At 71.1% G+C, this 16484-nt stretch carries 20 protein-coding genes; 15 read left to right on the top strand and 5 right to left on the bottom strand.

Annotated elements, in window-relative coordinates; genetic code table 11:
* The first annotated feature begins 195 nt into the window (after positions 1-195).
* The 5 genes from uraD (at position 196) to ACO03V_RS02470 (ending at position 4078) form a co-directional block, all read left to right on the top strand.
* Positions 196-723: a 2-oxo-4-hydroxy-4-carboxy-5-ureidoimidazoline decarboxylase gene (gene uraD / locus ACO03V_RS02450; protein WP_367734134.1), complete on the top strand. Its 528-nt coding sequence runs from the start codon at positions 196-198 to the stop codon at positions 721-723.
* Positions 720-1040: a hydroxyisourate hydrolase gene (uraH, locus tag ACO03V_RS02455; RefSeq protein ID WP_387055177.1), complete on the top strand. Its 321-nt coding sequence runs from the start codon at positions 720-722 to the stop codon at positions 1038-1040. The genes uraD and uraH overlap by 4 nt, the downstream gene beginning before the upstream one ends.
* 11 nt (positions 1041-1051) lie before the next feature.
* Entirely contained in the window at positions 1052-2236 is a 1185-nt protein-coding gene (hpxO, locus tag ACO03V_RS02460; RefSeq protein WP_423136478.1) for an FAD-dependent urate hydroxylase HpxO, read from the top strand.
* Positions 2237-2438: 202 nt separating this feature from the next.
* Positions 2439-2789, top strand: a complete 351-nt coding sequence (locus ACO03V_RS02465) for a carboxymuconolactone decarboxylase family protein (RefSeq protein ID WP_367734128.1) — start codon at positions 2439-2441, stop codon at positions 2787-2789.
* Positions 2789-4078 (top strand): M20/M25/M40 family metallo-hydrolase, encoded by a 1290-nt coding sequence (locus tag ACO03V_RS02470; RefSeq protein WP_423136479.1) that lies wholly within the window; start codon positions 2789-2791, stop codon positions 4076-4078. Before ACO03V_RS02465 ends, ACO03V_RS02470 begins: the two co-directional genes overlap by 1 nt.
* A gap of 148 nt (positions 4079-4226) precedes the next feature.
* Here the strand turns inward: ACO03V_RS02470 and ACO03V_RS02475 are convergent, their stop codons facing one another.
* On the bottom strand, positions 4227-5066 hold the full coding sequence (locus tag ACO03V_RS02475) for a formate/nitrite transporter family protein (RefSeq protein WP_367734126.1): 840 nt from the start codon (positions 5064-5066) through the stop codon (positions 4227-4229).
* A 19-nt stretch (positions 5067-5085) separates the two neighbouring features.
* Positions 5086-5538, bottom strand: coding sequence for a cyanase (gene cynS, locus ACO03V_RS02480; protein ID WP_423136480.1), 453 nt, complete (start codon positions 5536-5538; stop codon positions 5086-5088).
* Between the two features lie 194 nt (positions 5539-5732).
* Here cynS and ACO03V_RS02485 point away from each other — a divergent pair, with 194 nt between their 5' ends.
* The 7 genes from ACO03V_RS02485 to ACO03V_RS02515 all read left to right on the top strand — a co-directional run bounded on the left by ACO03V_RS02485 (position 5733) and on the right by ACO03V_RS02515 (position 11431).
* Positions 5733-6494: a helix-turn-helix domain-containing protein gene (locus ACO03V_RS02485; RefSeq protein ID WP_423136481.1), complete on the top strand. Its 762-nt coding sequence runs from the start codon at positions 5733-5735 to the stop codon at positions 6492-6494.
* Positions 6495-6748: 254 nt separating this feature from the next.
* On the top strand, positions 6749-7834 hold the full coding sequence (locus tag ACO03V_RS02490) for an amino acid ABC transporter permease (protein ID WP_423136482.1): 1086 nt from the start codon (positions 6749-6751) through the stop codon (positions 7832-7834).
* Positions 7831-8619 (top strand): amino acid ABC transporter ATP-binding protein, encoded by a 789-nt coding sequence (locus ACO03V_RS02495; RefSeq protein WP_423136483.1) that lies wholly within the window; start codon positions 7831-7833, stop codon positions 8617-8619. Before ACO03V_RS02490 ends, ACO03V_RS02495 begins: the two co-directional genes overlap by 4 nt.
* A 55-nt stretch (positions 8620-8674) precedes the next feature.
* Complete coding sequence (locus ACO03V_RS02500) at positions 8675-9652, top strand: ABC transporter substrate-binding protein (protein WP_423136484.1); 978 nt, start codon at positions 8675-8677, stop codon at positions 9650-9652.
* 67 nt (positions 9653-9719) lie between these two features.
* A complete protein-coding gene (locus tag ACO03V_RS02505) occupies positions 9720-10256 on the top strand; it encodes a GNAT family N-acetyltransferase (RefSeq protein WP_423136485.1) in 537 nt (178 codons plus the stop codon).
* Positions 10257-10326: 70 nt separating this feature from the next.
* The gene (locus ACO03V_RS02510) at positions 10327-10833 is read left to right on the top strand and encodes an excisionase family DNA-binding protein (protein WP_423136486.1); all 507 of its coding nucleotides are present in this window, start codon (positions 10327-10329) and stop codon (positions 10831-10833) included.
* Between the two features lie 19 nt (positions 10834-10852).
* Positions 10853-11431: a PIN domain-containing protein gene (locus tag ACO03V_RS02515; protein WP_423136487.1), complete on the top strand. Its 579-nt coding sequence runs from the start codon at positions 10853-10855 to the stop codon at positions 11429-11431.
* A gap of 89 nt (positions 11432-11520) precedes the next feature.
* Here the strand turns inward: ACO03V_RS02515 and ACO03V_RS02520 are convergent, their stop codons facing one another.
* From ACO03V_RS02520 to ACO03V_RS02530, 3 genes are all read right to left on the bottom strand, one after another.
* Positions 11521-12354, bottom strand: a complete 834-nt coding sequence (locus ACO03V_RS02520; protein WP_423136488.1) for an ADP-dependent NAD(P)H-hydrate dehydratase — start codon at positions 12352-12354, stop codon at positions 11521-11523.
* A complete protein-coding gene (locus tag ACO03V_RS02525) occupies positions 12338-13057 on the bottom strand; it encodes a histidine phosphatase family protein (RefSeq protein ID WP_423136489.1) in 720 nt (239 codons plus the stop codon). The genes ACO03V_RS02520 and ACO03V_RS02525 overlap by 17 nt, the downstream gene beginning before the upstream one ends.
* A gap of 89 nt (positions 13058-13146) precedes the next feature.
* Positions 13147-13659 (bottom strand): GNAT family N-acetyltransferase, encoded by a 513-nt coding sequence (locus tag ACO03V_RS02530; RefSeq protein ID WP_423136490.1) that lies wholly within the window; start codon positions 13657-13659, stop codon positions 13147-13149.
* 179 nt (positions 13660-13838) lie between these two features.
* Here ACO03V_RS02530 and ACO03V_RS02535 point away from each other — a divergent pair, with 179 nt between their 5' ends.
* The 3 genes from ACO03V_RS02535 to ACO03V_RS02545 all read left to right on the top strand — a co-directional run bounded on the left by ACO03V_RS02535 (position 13839) and on the right by ACO03V_RS02545 (position 16336).
* Complete coding sequence (locus ACO03V_RS02535; protein ID WP_423136491.1) at positions 13839-14555, top strand: GNAT family N-acetyltransferase; 717 nt, start codon at positions 13839-13841, stop codon at positions 14553-14555.
* A 756-nt stretch (positions 14556-15311) separates the two neighbouring features.
* Positions 15312-15773 carry a hypothetical protein gene (locus ACO03V_RS02540; RefSeq protein WP_423136492.1) on the top strand — a complete coding sequence of 154 codons (462 nt, stop codon included), beginning with the start codon at positions 15312-15314 and terminating at the stop codon, positions 15771-15773.
* Positions 15774-15835: 62 nt separating this feature from the next.
* A complete protein-coding gene (locus ACO03V_RS02545; RefSeq protein ID WP_423136493.1) occupies positions 15836-16336 on the top strand; it encodes a hypothetical protein in 501 nt (166 codons plus the stop codon).
* The last annotated feature ends 148 nt before the right edge of the window (positions 16337-16484 follow it).

The following is a 16484-nucleotide window of genomic DNA, read 5'->3' on the forward strand; positions in this document are numbered from 1 at the left end:
CCGCGTCCGGCATGCCGCCAACGACCGCAGGCGACGCGGCCGCAGGCGACGCGCGGCCGCGCGTGGCCCCGGGGCCACTTTGCGCGCCCCGGGGCCACTTCGACACAGCGACGAGCCCCCGGAATGTTCCCCACAGCAACATCGCCGACACATCGCGCCACAGCGCCGTAACGCACGCGGCCTAGCGTGGACGGCATGCACCTCTCCGACTTCAACGTCGCCGACGACGCGGAAGCCGTCGCCGTCGTGCGCGTCTGGGCCGACGTCCCGGGGTGGGTCGACGCCGTCGTCGCGGCCCGCCCGTACGCCGACGTCGACGCTCTCGCCTCCTACGCCGGCGCCCTCGCCGAGGCCTGGTCCCCCGACGACCTCGCCGCTGCGCTGCACGCCCATCCGCGCATCGGGGCGAAGGTCGCCGGCGACGGCGCCGAGGCGGCGGCATCCCGTCGGGAACAGGGCTCGATGAGCACCGCCGCCGACGACGACGTCGCCGCGATCGCCGCCGGGAACGTCGCGTACGAGGAGCGGTTCGGACGGGTCTTCCTCATCCGCGCCGCCGGTCGCACCCCCGGTGAGATGCGCGCCGAGCTGGAGCGCCGGCTGCACAACACCCCCGACGCCGAGACGATCGAGGCGACACGGCAGCTCGCGGAGATCGCGCTGCTGCGCCTGCGCACCACGTTCGCCGACGACGCCACGGCAGAACCGGAGCCCGCGGAATGACCCACCTCACCACGCACGTCCTGGATGCCGCGACGGGAACGCCCGCGTCCGGCGTCGCGGTCACCCTCGCGCACCTCGACGGACCGACCATCGACTCCGCGACGACCGACGACGACGGCCGCCTGGCCCTCGGCCCCGACCGTCTCGAGGACGGCGACTACGCGCTGACCTTCGGCACGGGCCCCTACTTCCGGGAGCGGGGCGTCGCGTCGTTCCATCCCGTCGCGACGATCGCGTTCACCGTCTCGGGCGAGGCGCACCTGCACGTGCCGCTGCTGCTGAGCCCCTTCGCCTACTCGACCTACCGCGGCAGCTGAGGAGAACGCCCATGAAGGTCATCGTCATCGGCGCCGGCGTCGGCGGCACCTCCGCGGCGCTCGCGCTGCAGAAGCTCGGCCACGAGGTCGTCGTCTACGACCGCATGCGCGAGAACCGCCCCGTCGGCGCGGCGCTGTCGCTGTGGTCGAACGGCGTGAAGGTGCTCAACTGGCTCGGTCTCGGCCCGCAGGTCGCCGCCCTCGGCGGCCGCATGGACGACATGGCCTACTACGACGGCCACACCGGCGAGGAACTGTGCCGCTTCAGTCTCGCCCCGGTCACGGCGCAGACCGGTCAGCGCCCCTACCCCGTCGTCCGCGCCGACCTGCAGCAGGTGATGATGGATGCCGTCGGCCCGACGAACATCCGCCTCGGCAAACAGCTGGTCGGTCTCGCCGACGATGGCGTCACGGTCACCGCCACCTTCGCCGACGGCTCCACGGACACGGCCGACATGCTCATCGGCGCGGACGGCGCCCGGTCGATCGTCCGCGACTACGTCACCGAGCCCGGTGGCATCCGTCCGGAACGCCGTTACTCCGGCTACGTCAACTTCAACGGCCTCGTCGCCGCGGACGAGCGCATCGGCCCTCTCGACCAGTGGACCACCTACGTCGGCGACGGCAAGCGCTGCGCGGTGATGCCGGTGGCGGGCGACCGCTTCTACTTCTTCGTCGACGTGCCCGGACCGTCGGGCGTGATCGAGGACCGCATGGCGGCCCTGGAGGACGCGTTCGGATCGTGGGGTGCGCCGGGCGTGCGCGCACTGCTGGACGGCATCGACCCGGACGAGTCGCTGAACCGCGTCGAGATCTGGGACATCGACCCGTTCGACACGTGGGTGCGCGGACGCGTGGCGATCCTCGGCGACGCCGCCCACAACACCGCGCCGGACATCGGCCAGGGGGCGTGCTCGGCGCTAGAGGACAGCTTCGCGCTCGGCATCGTCTTCGCGACGTCGACCCTCGGCATCGAGGACTCGCTGACGCGCTACGCGCGCATCCGTGCCGAGCGGGCGGGCGACCTGGTGCTCCGGGCGCGCAAGCGCGCCCACGAGACGCACGCCTTCGACGTGGCCGCGACGCAGGCCTGGTACGACGGCCTGCGGCACGAGGACGGGACCGGCGTCATCCGGGGCATCGTCGGGAACATCGAGGGCAGCCCCGTCGAGCTGGGGGCGAGCGTCCTGCGCTGAGAGGTTCCCCGCCGGCATGTCCCACAATGTGCGACGAAGCAGGGCCTGTCCTGCACGAAGTGGGACACGCCAGCAGGGGCAGGGGCACAGCAGGGGCGGCAGGCCACCCCGGCGTGTGTCGGCGTGTGACAGGGGCACGCTGACGAGCGACATCGGGCGTGACAGCGTGGGGGGAGGCATCCATCACCCCTCTGGAGAGAACGTGACCGAGTACTTCGACCGCACCGCCGACAAGACCTACACCAAGGTCTACAAGGCCGAGACGCCCGACATCCTCGCTGCGTTCGCCGCGTTCGACCAGGCGGTGTTCGCCCCCGAAGGCCGCGCGATCCCGTTGAAGTACCGCGAGCTCATCGCCCTCGCGGTCGGCATCACCACCCAGTGCGTGTACTGCATCGACGGGCACTCGCAGAACGCGGTCAGGGCGGGCGCCACCGAGGCGGAGCTGGCCGAGGCGGCCTGGGTCGCCACCGCGATCCGCGCGGGCGGCGGCTACGCGCACGGGCGCCTCGCGTTCAAGCTCGCCGACGACGCCCGCCCGCACCAGCACTGATGGCATCCGTCGTCTCCCCGCTCGAGGCCGAGGCGCTGGAGTTCATCCGCGGGCTCATCCGCATCGACAGCGTCAACACCGGCGAGGCCGCGACGATCGGGGACGGCGAGACCCGCGCCGCGCTCTTCGTGAAGGAGCGCCTCGAGGAGGTCGGCTACGAGACGGTCCTCGTCGAACCGCGCCCCGGGCGGGCGAGCCTGATCGCGCGTCTGGCGGGGGCGGATCCGGATGCCGGTGCCCTCGTCGCCCATGCCCACCTCGACGTCGTGCCGGTCGAGGCGGAGAACTGGTCGTACCCGCCGTTCGGCGCCGAGATCCACGACGGCATGCTCTACGGACGCGGCGCGGTGGACATGAAGGACTTCGCGGGGATGCTGCTCGCGATCGCGCGCGCCTTCCGGCGCGAAGGGGTCGTCCCCCGCCGCGACCTGATCTTCGCGTTCTTCGCCGACGAGGAGGCCGGCGGCGTCTGGGGCGCCCGCTGGATCGTCGAGAACCGTCCCGAGCTGTTCGCCGGGGCGACCGAGGCCCTCAGCGAGGTCGGCGGCTTCTCCCTGCCGCTGCCCGACGACCGCCGCGCCTACCTCGTCGCCACCGCCGAGAAGGGCGTGACCTGGGCCACGCTCACCGCGCGCGGGCACGCCGCGCACGGATCGCTCCCCACGGCCGACAACGCCGTCGTGCGCGTCGCGCAGGCTGTCGCGGCGGTCGGCGCGCACCGGTTCCCGGTCGTCCGCACGGCCACGCTCGAGCGGTTCCTCGACCTCTACGCCCGGGCGGGCGGCGATGTCGACGACCTCGGGTTCGCGGCATCCCTCCTGGATGCCGGGACGCGCACGACCGCGTCGCCGACCGTGCTGCAGGCGGGTGGGAAGACGAACGTCATCCCCTCGTCGGCCTCGGCGCGACTCGACATCCGCGTGCTGCCCGGGCAGGACGACGCCCTGCGGGCGCAGCTCGCCGAGCTCGTCGGTCCCGACATCGAGATCGCGTGGGGGCGCGAGGTGCGGGCGATCGAGTCGCCCGTGGACGCCCGGCTCGTCGGCATCCTGCAGGAGGCCGTCTCGGCGGAGGACCCGGGCGGCACCGTCGTGCCGTACCTGCTGCCGGCCAGCACGGACAACAAGCACCTCGCCCGGCTCGGCATCCGCGGCTACGGCTTCGTGCCGCTCCGCGTGCCGGCGGACTTCGACGTGTTCGGGCAGTTCCACACGGCTGACGAGCACGTCCCGGTCGAGGCCCTGCATTTCGGCACCCGGGTGACCGCGCGGATCCTCCGCGACGCCTGACCCGGGATGCCGCGGGGGCCGGGCTCCGGAGGAGCAGCCCCTCCCGTGCGTTCCGCTGCCCCCGCCGCCGGTCGGTCGACTTCTCCGGAGCCGGGCATACGACGACCCCGGGCGCGGCGCGAGGCCGGACCCGGGGTCGTCGCCGCGGTCAGGCGGAGACCGTGGGCCGGACCTTCTCGCGCAGCTTCCGGGCAGGCGCCGTCTTCGCGTGCGTGACGTAGATCACGAGCCCGACGAAGGTGAGACCGCCGACGAGGTTGCCGAGGACCGTGGGGATCTCGTTCCAGATCAGGTAGTCGCCGATGGTGAAGTCGGCGCCGAGCATCAGGCCGATGGGGAACAGGAACATGTTGACCACCGAGTGCTCGAAGCCCATGTAGAAGAACAGCATGATCGGCATCCACATCGCGATGACCTTGCCGGGGAGGCTGTCGGACATCATCGCGCCGACGACGCCGGTCGAGACCATCCAGTTGCAGAGGACTCCGCGGACGAACAGGGTCAGCATGCCCGCGGCGCCGAACTCGGAGTAGCCGACGGTGCGCCCTTCGCCGATGTGGCCGATGGCCTGACCGACCTCGCTCACGTCCGTCGAGAAGCCGTACGTGAAGACGATCGCCATGAGGAGGGCGACGGTCAGGGCCCCGCCGAAGTTGCCGAGGAAGACGAGGCCCCAGTTGCGCAGCATGCCGCGCAGGGTCACCCCCGGGCGCCGGTCGAGCAGCGCGAGCGGCACCAGCGTGAACACACCGGTCAGCAGGTCGAAGCCGAGCAGGTAGAGCATGACGAAGCCGACGGGGAACAGCAGGGCGCCGATCAGCGGCGACCCCGTCTGCACGCTGACGGTCACGGCGAACACCGCCGCGAGGGCGAGGATCGCGCCGGCCATGTAGGCGCGGATGAGGGTGTCCCGTGCCGAGAGCGCGACCTTGGCCTGCCCGGCGTCGATCATGCGGACGGCGAAGTCCTTGGGTGCGACGTAGCTCATGGTCGTGTCCTCTCCGCCGTCACCACTGGTACTTCAGGAACTTGCCGTCGATGACGATCCGCACGCGGTCGCCGTCGGGGTCGCTGCGCCGGTCGATCTCGATGTTGCAGTTGATCGCGCTCATGATGCCGTCGCCGAACTCCTCGTGGATCGCCTCCTTGAGCGCCGGGCCGTAGACCCCGAGCAGCTCGTAGAAGCGGTAGATGGTCGGGTCCGCGCGCAGCTCGTCGCCGCGGGTGCGGTACGGCTGCACCTGCAGAGCGGCGACGGTCTCGTCGTCGAGCCCGAGCAGCTCCCCCGCCCGGACGGCGAGCTCCGCCGGGAGGGCGTGCGAGCCGAGCAGCGCCGCGATGGTCCACAGCAGCGGCCGGTCGAGCGCGCCGGCGAGGTCGGCCCACGAGCGCTCGGAGCCCGCGACGGCCCTCCGGACGGCGTCGGTCGCCTGGTCGCGGCGTGCGTTCCACTCGGTCATGTCTGGTCTCCTCGGGTCGGTCGATCGGACGGGTCGTGCGATCGGTCAGTGACCCCACTGTCCGGCCGGCGGCGCCTGGTCGAGCAGGCTTTCCGCGCACGGCATCCGACGATCTGCGCACGGCGACGAAGCATTCACACGCACGAAACGACACCGCAACAGGGCGGCGCCGGAACGGCGTTTACGGTGATCCCGTGGCAGGCCCGACGACCGATGACGCGACGCGTCCGCAGGACGCGATGTTCCTGTCGACCGTCCTGCAGAGCGCCCCGGTGCCGCTCTGGGTCATCGACGAGGACGGCCTGGTCGCGCTCGCGAACGACGCCGCCCTCCGCTTCCTCGGTCACCGTCAGGGCACCGACCTGCGCGGCGGCGCGAGCCACGACCTGCTGCACCGGCACCGTCCGGACGGGTCGCCGTACCCGACGCACGAGTGCCCGATCATCCACGCGAAGCAGCCGCTGGCCTCGTCCGAGTGGTTCGTCACCCGCGCCGGCGACGTCCGTCCGGTGCAGTGGTCGACCCGGCCCGTGCCCGGCACCGGCAGCGTGCTGCTGAGCTTCGCCTCCCTCGGCCCGCTGCCGGCCGGCCCGGGCGGCGGACGGCGAGCGCTCGTTCCGCCCCGCGCCACGCGGGAGGAGACCCGGGCGCGGCTGCTCCGGCAGATGCAGCAGGCGATCACCGCCCGCTTCACCGACCCGTCGTTCTCGCCCGCGACCCTGGCCGACGACGCCCACCTGTCGGTGCGCTCCGTCCAGGCGATCTTCGCCGAGGTCGGGACCTCCCCCGCCGCCGAGATCCGCCTGCACCGTCTGGAGCACGCGCGCGTCCTCCTCGCGCAGGGGCAGAGCGTGCAGTGGGCGTGCCACGCGTCCGGCTTCCAGGACGTCGGCAGCTTCGCCCGCGCCTACCGCCAGCACTTCGGCTTCGCGCCCAGCCGCACCCGCGGGGCATAGCGGCTCCGCGCCCAGCCGCACCCGCGGGGCATAGGCCCCCGCGCCGAGCCGGACCCGCGGGGCGCAGGTCTCCTCGCGCCGGCGGGCCCGCTGCCCTTGCACGTCCGCCGCCGTGTTACCTCGCGTGGCGATCCGTTTCAACGGATGACCGGCCGTTTCGACGTGTGAAACGGCGCATCGCCGACCCTCGGACGCGGTCGTAGCGTTCCCCTGACCCGCCGGCCCCGCGCCGGTCCGATTCAGAGGAGCACGCCATGACCACCACCGCGCCGGCCGCCGCCGCCGCCTCGGCGACGCCCGCACCTCGCGCGAAGGTCGACCTCGGCACGATCGCCGTCGTCCCGACGCGCCACTGGTGGCGCTGGATCCTCACCGCGCTGCTCGTGTTCGTCGTCGCGCAGTTCGCCTGGAGCCTCGTCACGAACGACCGCTACATGTGGGGCACCTTCGCGCAGTACTTCTTCTCGGAGCCGGTGCTCATCGGGATCGGGTACACGCTGGCGCTGACGGCCATCTCGACCGTCGTCGGCTTCGTCCTCGGCACGATCCTCGCGCTCGGCCGGCTCTCTCCGTCGCCGCTGCTGAACGCCGCCGCGTGGGGCTACATCTGGTTCTTCCGGTCCGTGCCCCTCGTCGTGCAGATCATCGTCTGGTACAACCTGGGGTACCTGTACCCGACCCTGGGCCTGGGCACCCCGTTCACGACAGACTTCTGGATCGTCGAGTTCCCCACGGTCCAGCTGATCAGCGCGTTCGCGGCGGCGATCCTCGGTCTCGGGCTGCATCAGGCCGCCTATTCGGCCGAGATCATCCGCGGCGGGCTCGTCTCCGTCGACCCCGGACAGCACGAGGCTGCGGCGGCCCTCGGCATCCCGGCATCCCGTCGCCTGTTCCGCATCATCCTGCCGCAGGCCATGCGCTCGATCGTGCCGAACGCCACCAACGAGGTCATCGGCCTCGTCAAGGGCGCATCGGTGGTGTTCGTCATCGCGATCCCCGAGCTGTTCTACGCGGTGCAGGTGATCTACAACCGCAACAGCCGCGTCATCCCGCTGCTGATGGTCGCGGTGGTCTGGTACACCCTCATCACCACGATCCTCAGCGTCGCCCAGTACTACATCGAGCGGCACTACGCCCGCGGGTCCGCGCGCGCGCTCCCCCCGACCCCGCTGCAACGCGCCCGCAGCTGGGTCGGCACGCAGTGGGCCCGGCTCGGCGACGACCCCGCTCCGCCCGGCGGGACGCGACACGAGCCCCGTTCGCGGGGCACGACGGGGACGAATAGCACCGCCGTGGCATCCATCCGCGACACCGCCGAGGCGAAGGAGAGCCGCGCATGAGCATCACCACGAAGGCACCCGCCCGGGGGCTCGTCGAGATCCACGACGTGCACAAGTCCTTCCACGGCGTCGAGGTGCTGAAGGGCATCGACCTGACCGTGCGCCCCGGGGAGGTCGTCGCCCTGCTGGGTCCGAGCGGCTCCGGCAAGTCGACGCTGCTGCGGACGATCAACCACCTCGAACGGGTGGATGCCGGATCCGTCACGGTCGACGGCGAGTTCATCGGGTACCAGCTGCGGCACGGCCGCCTGCACGAGCTGCACGAGCGCGAGATCCTGCAGCGGCGGACGCGGGTGGGGATCGTGTTCCAGAACTTCCACCTGTTCCCGCACCTCACGGCGTTGGAGAACATCACGGAGGCGCCCCTCGCGCTGCGGCGCCTCACCCGGGCGGAAGCGCGTGAACGCGCCCTCGGCCTGCTCGAGCGGGTCGGCCTCGCCGAGAAGGCCGACGCCTACCCGCGGCAGCTGTCCGGCGGGCAGCAGCAGCGGGTCGCGATCGCCCGCGCCCTCGCGCTGCAGCCGCAGGTGCTGCTGTTCGACGAGCCGACCAGCGCCCTGGACCCGGAGCTCGTCGGCGAGGTGCTCGACGTCATCCGCGACCTGGCGAAGCTCGGCACGACCCTCGTGATCGTCACGCACGAGATGGGCTTCGCCCGTGAGGTCGCCGACCGCGTCGTGCTCCTCGACCAGGGCCGCATCGTCGAGCAGGGCACGCCGGACGAGGTCCTCAGCCGTCCGCAGCACCCCCGCACGCGGGAGTTCCTGGCCAAGGTGCTCGGCTGACGCCTCCCGGCGGCAGCCTCCTCATTCACATCCCACTCGCACAAGGAGACACAGCATGGCACTGAGCAAGAAGCAAGGCATCGCGGTCGGCGTGATCGCGGCGGCGGTCGTCGCCGTCATCGGCGGCGTCGCGATCGGCGTGAACCGCCCCGCGGAGGCGGTCGCGGCGCCCGAGCCGGCGGCATCCACCCCCGCCCCCGACATCACGTGGGTGCACACCGAAGAGGTTCCGGAGGCGGTCGCAGCGCTGCAGGAGAGCGGCTTCCAGCCGATCGAGCCGGGCAAGCTCACCGTCGCCGTCGGCGCGTTCGTCCCGCCGCTGAGCTACGTGCCCGACGGCGAGACGCTCCCCGCCGGGACCGAGCCGAACATCGGCTCGCTCATCGCGGAGGGTCTCGGCCTCGAGTACAACCCCGTCGTCGTCGCGTGGGCGGACTGGCCGCTCGGCATCCAGTCCGGCAAGTACGACCTCATCACCTCGAACGTGACCGTCACCGAGGAGCGCAAGGAGCTGTACGACTTCGCCAGCTACCGTCAGGACCTGCTCGGCTTCTACGTCCGCGCCGACAGCCCGATCGAGAGCATCGAGAAGGCCGCGGACATCTCGGGGCTGAAGGTCGTCGTGGGCTCCGGCACCAACCAGGAGAAGGTCCTCCTCAGCTGGAACGAGGAGCTCGCCGCCGCCGGCGAGGCCCCCGCCGAGCTGCAGTACTACGACGACACCGCCGCGGCCACCCTCGCGCTCCAGTCAGGCCGCGCCGACGCCACGTTCGGTCCGAACGCCACCGCCGCGTGGGCCGCAAAGGAGACCGGCGAGACGAAGCTCGTCGGCATCATCCCGGGCGGCTGGCCGCTGCAGGCCGACATCGCCGCGGGCACGAAGAAGGGCAACGGCCTCATCGAGCCGGTCCAGATCGTGCTCGCGCAGCTCATCGAGGACGGGACCTACGCCGAGGTGCTCGAGGCGTGGAATCTCGAGTCCGAGGGCGTCGAGTCCTCGCAGATCAACCCGCCGGGACTGCCGAAGTCCTGAGCGCCCGTGCGGCCCGGTCTTCCGCGGACCGGGCCGCACGAGCGTCTCGACTCGGAGAATGGATGCCATGACCTCCTCGCTCACGACCCCCGACACCGCGCCCGCCGGGGACCCGACCATCCGGCTCGTCGCCCCCGAGGAGTTCGACGAGGCCGGGCGGGTGACCGCCCAGGCCTACCGGCAGAGCTACGACGGCCTCACGGAGGGGTATCTCGCGTCGCTCGCCGACGTGGCGGGCCGCGTCGCCCAGGGCGAGGTGTGGGTCGCCGTCGACGGCGGCGCCATCGTCGGCACGGTGTGGGTCCCCCGCCCCGGCGAGCGTCTGTCGCCTCTCGCGCAGGACGGGGAGCTCGACTTCCGCCAGCTCGCGGTCGCGCCGGCCGCTCGCGGCCGCGGGGTCGGGGCGGCTCTCACCCGCCACGTCATCGCGCTGGCGCGCGAGCGCGGCGCCCGTCGCGTCGTGATGAACAGCGGGCCGGAGATGCTCGGCGCGCACGCGCTCTACCTCAAGCTCGGCTTCCGCCGCCTGACGGAGCGCGAGCATCCGGTGGAGGTCGAGCCGGGCCGCTTCCTCGACCTGCGGGCGTTCGCCCTCGACCTCTGACGGCGCGGCCGGGGTCTCTTTCGTAACTTTCGCAACGCGCGTAGACTGGCAGGCCGACAGAGGAGATGACATGCCCGATCTCGCCGAAGACATCGTCGCGCCGACGACTGCCGACGTCTCCGAATTCGCGAAGGTCATCAGCTTCCTCGAAGCGCACGAGCGGGCGAGAGGCGCGACCGTGGAGCCGCGCTACTACCTGTCGGGGGCGGACGAACATGACCGGGTCGAACTCTCCAGCCAGCTGCACGACATTCTCAAACAGGCAGCGGAAGCGCTCACAGCTGGCAGATCGGTGAGCATCCTTACACGTCGGCAGGAGATCACCACCCAGCAGGCGGCGGACATCCTCGGCGTGAGCCGCCCCACCGTCGTACGGCTGATCGAAGACGGAGAGATTCCGGCGACCGTGCCCGGTGCCGTCCGGCGGAAGCTCCTGCTGGAGGACGTCCTCCAGTACCGCGCGCAGCTCTACGAGCGCCGGAACTCCTTCATCGCCGAGACCTCTTCGCCCGTCGACGACGACCTCGAGCTGGACGTCGTGCAGCACCTGCTCGACGAGGCACGCCGGAAGCCCTGATCGATCACGCACCGCGTCGATGTTCCGCGCTTTCCTGGACACCTGCGTTCTCGTGCCGAGCCTGCAGAGGGACTTCCTCCTGCAGCTGGCCACCGAGGGATGTTTCGCCCCCCTGTGGGGGACGGGCGTCCTCGAGGAACTCGGGTACGTCCTGCCGGTGTTGTACACGCGTCGCGGACTCGACGACGCCGTGGCGAGATCGAGGTCGGCGCGCCTCATCTCGCAGATGGAGTCGGCTTTCCCCGGCGCGACCATCGCGGCGCCGAAGGCGTCGTATCCGTACGCGCTCGCGGATCCCGATGACGCTCACATCGCGCACGGAGCGATCTTCGGCGGAGCGGATGCCATCGTCACTGACGACCGTCGCGCGGGACTGTCGGCCAACGCCGCCCTGATGAATGCCGCCATCGAGGTTCTCAAAGCACCGGATTTCGTCGCCAATACCGTCGCCGCGCACCCGCAGCAGGCGCGAGACTCGCTCCTCGTCATGAGTTCCCGATTCGAGTCCCCGCCGATGAGCCCGCTCCGCATCCTCCAGACATTGCGCGATCAATACGGCTTCGCAGAGGCGTTCGAGCTCCTCGCCGACGAGTTGTAGGCGCCGCTGCGGGCGTTCGCCCTCGACCTCTGACGGCGCGGCCCCGCCGACAGGGCCGGCGCACCCGCGCGCAGCGCTGCCGCCCGGGATCAGCTGTCGTGCACCACCGCGGTCAGCTCCGGCAGCAGATCGCGTGCGAGGTAGCCGATGCCGAGCCGCTCGGTCAGGCGGTCGCCCGCGCGGGCGTGCGTCCACCCGCCCCAGACCGCCGCGCGCTCGGGCTCCATGCCGAGCGCCGCGAACCCGGCGATCGTCCCCGACAGCACATCGCCGCTCCCGGCGGTGCCGAGCCCCGACCCGCCCGGCTCCGCCTGCCAGCAGCGCCCGTCCGGCGTCGCCACGGTGCCGAAGCAATGGACCACGGCGGCGTACCGGCGGGCGATCTCCGCGACGTCCTGTGCGCGGTCGTCTCCGAGATCCCGCCCGAGAAGCAGCGCCGCCTCCTCCTCGTTGGCGTTGATCAGCAGCTCGTCCGGGAGGGTGGCGCGATCGACGTCGGGCAGGATGCCGAGGGCGAACGCGTCCAGCACGAGCCGACCCACGTCGGCGGCGGTCACTGCGGCGAGCGCTGCCCGGGTGGCATCCGGATCATCGAATCCCGGGCCGAGGAGGACCGCATCGGCCGACTCCACGGCGGACCGGAGGGCGTCGTCGAGCGGCTGCGACCCCGCGGGCAGGACGTACACGCCTGCTTCGGGCATGGCGGGGCCGAGACCGGGCGCGACCTCGTCCGGGCCGACCAGGCCGACACGCCCCGCGCCGACACGGAGGGCCGCCTCGCCGGAGAGCAGCAGCGCGCCGGCGGACCGCGGCGATCCCCCGACGACCACGACCTGGCCGCGGGACTTCTTCGAGCCGGTCGGATCGGGACGCCCCCACTCGCGCAGCAGCGCCAGGGTGACCGGCTCAGGCGGGGTGGGCATCGTCTTCTCCGGCGTGGACGGTGATGTCGGCGCCCTCGCGGGCGAGGTGCTCGACCGAGGAGAAGGCGGCCAGGGACCACCCCTCCGCGGTCCGCACGAGCTCCGTCACGGAGGCGTTGCGTACGGTGCGGGTCGCCGCGAAGTCGAGCAGCGCCTCTTCGTCGAGGGGAAGGAGCACCGATAGGATCAGCATGATCACCGCGTCGTGGGCGACGACGAGGACCTCGTCCGCCGGCCGCTCCAGCCGCTCGCCGAGGAAGGACCGCAGCCGCAGGGCGACGTCGGCCCACGACTCCCCGCCGGGCGGTCGATAGAAGTACTTGCCCAGGTGGCGGCGCCGCGCCGCCTCGTCGGGATGACGTGCCTCCACCCCGCGCGAGGTCAGGAGATCCAGGATGCCGAGCTCCCGGTCCCGCAGCCGTTCGTCGACGATCACCGGCACGGCGTCGTCCCCGACGGCCAGCTCGAGCGTCTGACGGGCGCGACGGTAGGGCGACACCCAGCACTCGCCGACGGACCGCCCCGACGACGCCCACCAGGTGCGCAGCGCCTGCGCCTGCTCGCGCCCGACGGCGGAGAGCTCCACGTCGGCGTCGCGCGCGGCGAGGTCGATCACCTCCGCCCCCGCCCGGTCGGCCGCGGTCGCCGCGACGTTCCCTTCGCTCTCCCCGTGTCGAACCAGCCAGAGTCGCTTCACCGCCATCGGGTCACCGTACGGCGACGGCGGCAGGCCCCGTTCGGGCGTTGACAGGACGGGATGCCATGCGCGACAGCGGCCGTCCGGCGCTCGTTCTACGAGGCGGTGTCCGCGAGCGGCTTGGCGAAGCAGCGCGAGGCCGGGAAGCGCGTGTACGGCGGGAAGACCTCGATCGGACGGTAGCCGATCCGCTCGTACAGGGCGATGGCCTCGGGCTGCCGGTCGCCGGTCTGCAGGATGAGCTGCGACGCGCCGCGCGCGAGGGCGAGGCGTTCGAGTTCGGACATGAGGGCACGGCTCGCGCCCTGGCCTCGAGCACGGCGCTGCACGAAGACCCGTTTGACCTCCAGCTCGCCCCCGAGGGCGCGGAGGGCCGCGTGGCCGACCGGCTCCCCCGCGGCATCCCTCACCAGGACGACGTCGACGATCGTCGCGGGATCGACGGCGAAGTCCTCCGCCAGGACGGCCTGGGTCTGCTCGTCGAACTCCGCGAAGACGGGGGCGTACCGGGGACCGATCTCGTCGTCCATCGCGGCGCGCAGCGCGACGGCGCGCTCGTCGTGCCAGTCGACGCGTTCGATGGTCCAGGTCGCGTGCCCCGTCGTCATCCCGTCAGTATCGCCGGGGCCGCGTGCCGCCGTGCGCGCGCGGAAACCGCGGGTAACACCGGTGGCGCTCCGTTCGACGTCTCGTCACGCGGCGACGCGCGGGTTCACGGGCCGACACAGAACGGACGCCCTCGCCGCGCCGGTTTGCCCGCCGCGGCGGAGAGGCGCAGAGTGGCCCGGTGACCGCTGCCTCGACCCTCGACATCCCGCACGCCGACGCCACCGTCCTCGACAACGCCGCCTGGCACTCGCTGGCCGGCCCGCACGCGTCGTTCGCGATCGGCGGGGACCTCGTGCGGCGCTACCCGGCCGACGTCGCTCCCTTCGTCGCGGTGCGCACGTGGGACGAACCCGGCGTGTGGGACGCGCTGCGCGACCTCGTCGGACCCGGCGCCGACGTGGGCCTGTCGGGCTACGACGGCGAGATCCCCGCCGGCTGGGAGTACGTCGGCGGCGGTGAGGGCGTGCAGCTCGTCGAGACCGACGCGCTGCAGACGCGCCCCGACGACGAGGCGGTCGAATTGGATGCCGCGGACGCGGCCGACATGCTCGCGATCGTCGACCGCAATCAGCCCGGCCCGTTCCGGCCCCGGACCTACGAGCTCGGCCGCTACATCGGTATCCGCCGGGAGGGCCGACTCGTCGCCATGGCGGGCGAGCGCCTGCACCCCACCGGGTGGACGGAGATCAGCGCCGTCGCGGTCGACGCCGATCACCGGCGCCAGGGCCTCGCCTCGCGCCTCGTGCTGGACGTCGCCTTCCACATCCAGCAGCGCGGCGACCGGGCGCTGCTCCACGCGGCGGCGACGAACGTCAACGCGATCGCCGCGTACGAGAAGCTGGGCTTCGCGCTCCGTCGCCGCAACCGCTTCGCCGCGGTCCGCACCCCCGCCTGACCCCCGAGCCCTCTTCCCGGCCGCAACGCGCAAACCCGTGAAGGCCGTGACGTGCCGCAGATGCACACCAGGGGCAGCCCCGCGCGTACATCTGTGACAAGTCAGCGCCGGGGGGGCGACCCGTGAAGCCCGTGACTTGCCGCAGATGCGCGCCAAACCGGCGAGTGCCCGGTCTGTCTATCTGTGGACGTCAACGCACGTCAGGTTCGCCGCCTGAACCTTCGGGACGCTGCAGCCCGAGCGCGCTCCCGCAGCTAGCGCAGTGAGCTGGCGGCGGCTCGGCTTCGCCCGAAACAATCCGAACTCGTTCCGTGTGGACAATGCGCAGATACTTCAAGTCCAGCGCGAGCATAGCGCGAAGCAATGAGCCGAGGGACGAGCCTCCCGATCCTGACTCGAGCCGGCGGTAGGTCTGCACGGCAATATTCGCATCGAGGGCTACCCGCTCCTGCGAGCGGCTCAGAGCCCCCCGAGTCACATAGAGCTGCCCCGCGACTATCGGCAAAGCGTGCTCGATCTGGCACATCCGCCCTCCTGGCCGCTTGATGCGTTCTCCAACGGCACCAAAACCTAGTCCGCCGCCCACGAGCAGCGCCATCACCCGCCTGGGAAGGACCAGGTGAAAAATGCTTCGCGATGTCAGACGCGGCAGGTGGGGTCAAGGCATCCTCCGCTCTGGTCTTCTCTCCGCCCTTGGGATTTTCTCGCCGTCGGGCGCGACTGCGTCTGACGAGAGCACACGAAGGTGAGGAAGAGATGACCGATTTCGCCGTTCCAAGAATGCGCAAGCGTTTTCTTCAGGCCCCGGGCATAGCAGCATTGCTTGCCTTCACCGCCGGTTTCGCGAATGCTACGCCGGCGGAGGCGGGTGATGCTCGCTGCGCGACTGCTTCAATCGACTGCGGCGTCATATATAACACTTCTGACGTCAATATCAGGATCGCGACGAACTTTTCGCCAACATATAGCGACAACGTGGGCACCGTCTCCGGCGTGACCGCGACGCTGGGGAGTCAGCAGAATTCTAACCGATTCAAGGATTCGTCCGGTCGTTTTTATGACTGGGATGCCGTCTATGTCCCACCAAAGTCCTGCATATTCACGAAGGTGGGCCCAGGCCTTGGAACACACGACTACTATAGGAACCCGCGGGATTATGGAGTTTGGTACAAGGTCAACAACCTTGGAGCCAACGTGCGTGGCCTACGTTCGTGTTGACTTCCGGACCGCCAAGACGGTTTGACCAGACGTCTCAGCCCCAGAGGTCTACGCTTTCGGGCATGACAGCACGACGGGTCGGCTACCGTTTGGCACTGTCGCTCGTCCCCCTAGCGCTGGTGGGGGCTTCGTTGTGGGTGACCTGGGTGACGGCCGCCTACTGGGCGCCGTGCATCGGTTTGGATCGGCGCCGCATCGACAACGCCTGTGCTGAAGCGATGTCCACATTCAGTCAGGTACCCGTCTTCAACCTGTGGGCTGTCATGGCCGCGCTAGTCCTCTTTGTCGTCACGGCACGGCTAGTCCCACGCCTCCCCGGTGGCGTGATCGCCATCACGGCGGTGGCCCTCGCCTGCCCCTTAGCCGACCCCGGGTTCTTCTGGGTGCAGTGGGGCAGCGCCGACGGCATCCCGGGTCAGGGGTCCTGGACCGCCATAATGTTTGCGCTCGCTGGCATCGGCATGCTCCTTCCGACGTGGACTAACGGAAGCAGCACGATCACCAACACGGAGTCACTGGCCCCATCCGATACAGATTCGGCGGGCATGCCCTCCTGTCGGTGACAATCGGTAGGGCACGTGGTGCAGTACGGCTCACGTGCCCTACCTCTTACCACCGCTCCGGTCAGACACAGTGCAGCGATCAAGACCGACCCAGTGGGGGCCGTGACTTGCCGCAGATGCACGCCAGAAGCAGCCCCCCGCGGGCATT

Origin of the sequence: Microbacterium sp. HMH0099 (assembly GCF_049384025.1) — a bacterium.
In the GTDB taxonomy this organism is placed as follows: Bacteria; Actinomycetota; Actinomycetes; order Actinomycetales; family Microbacteriaceae; genus Microbacterium.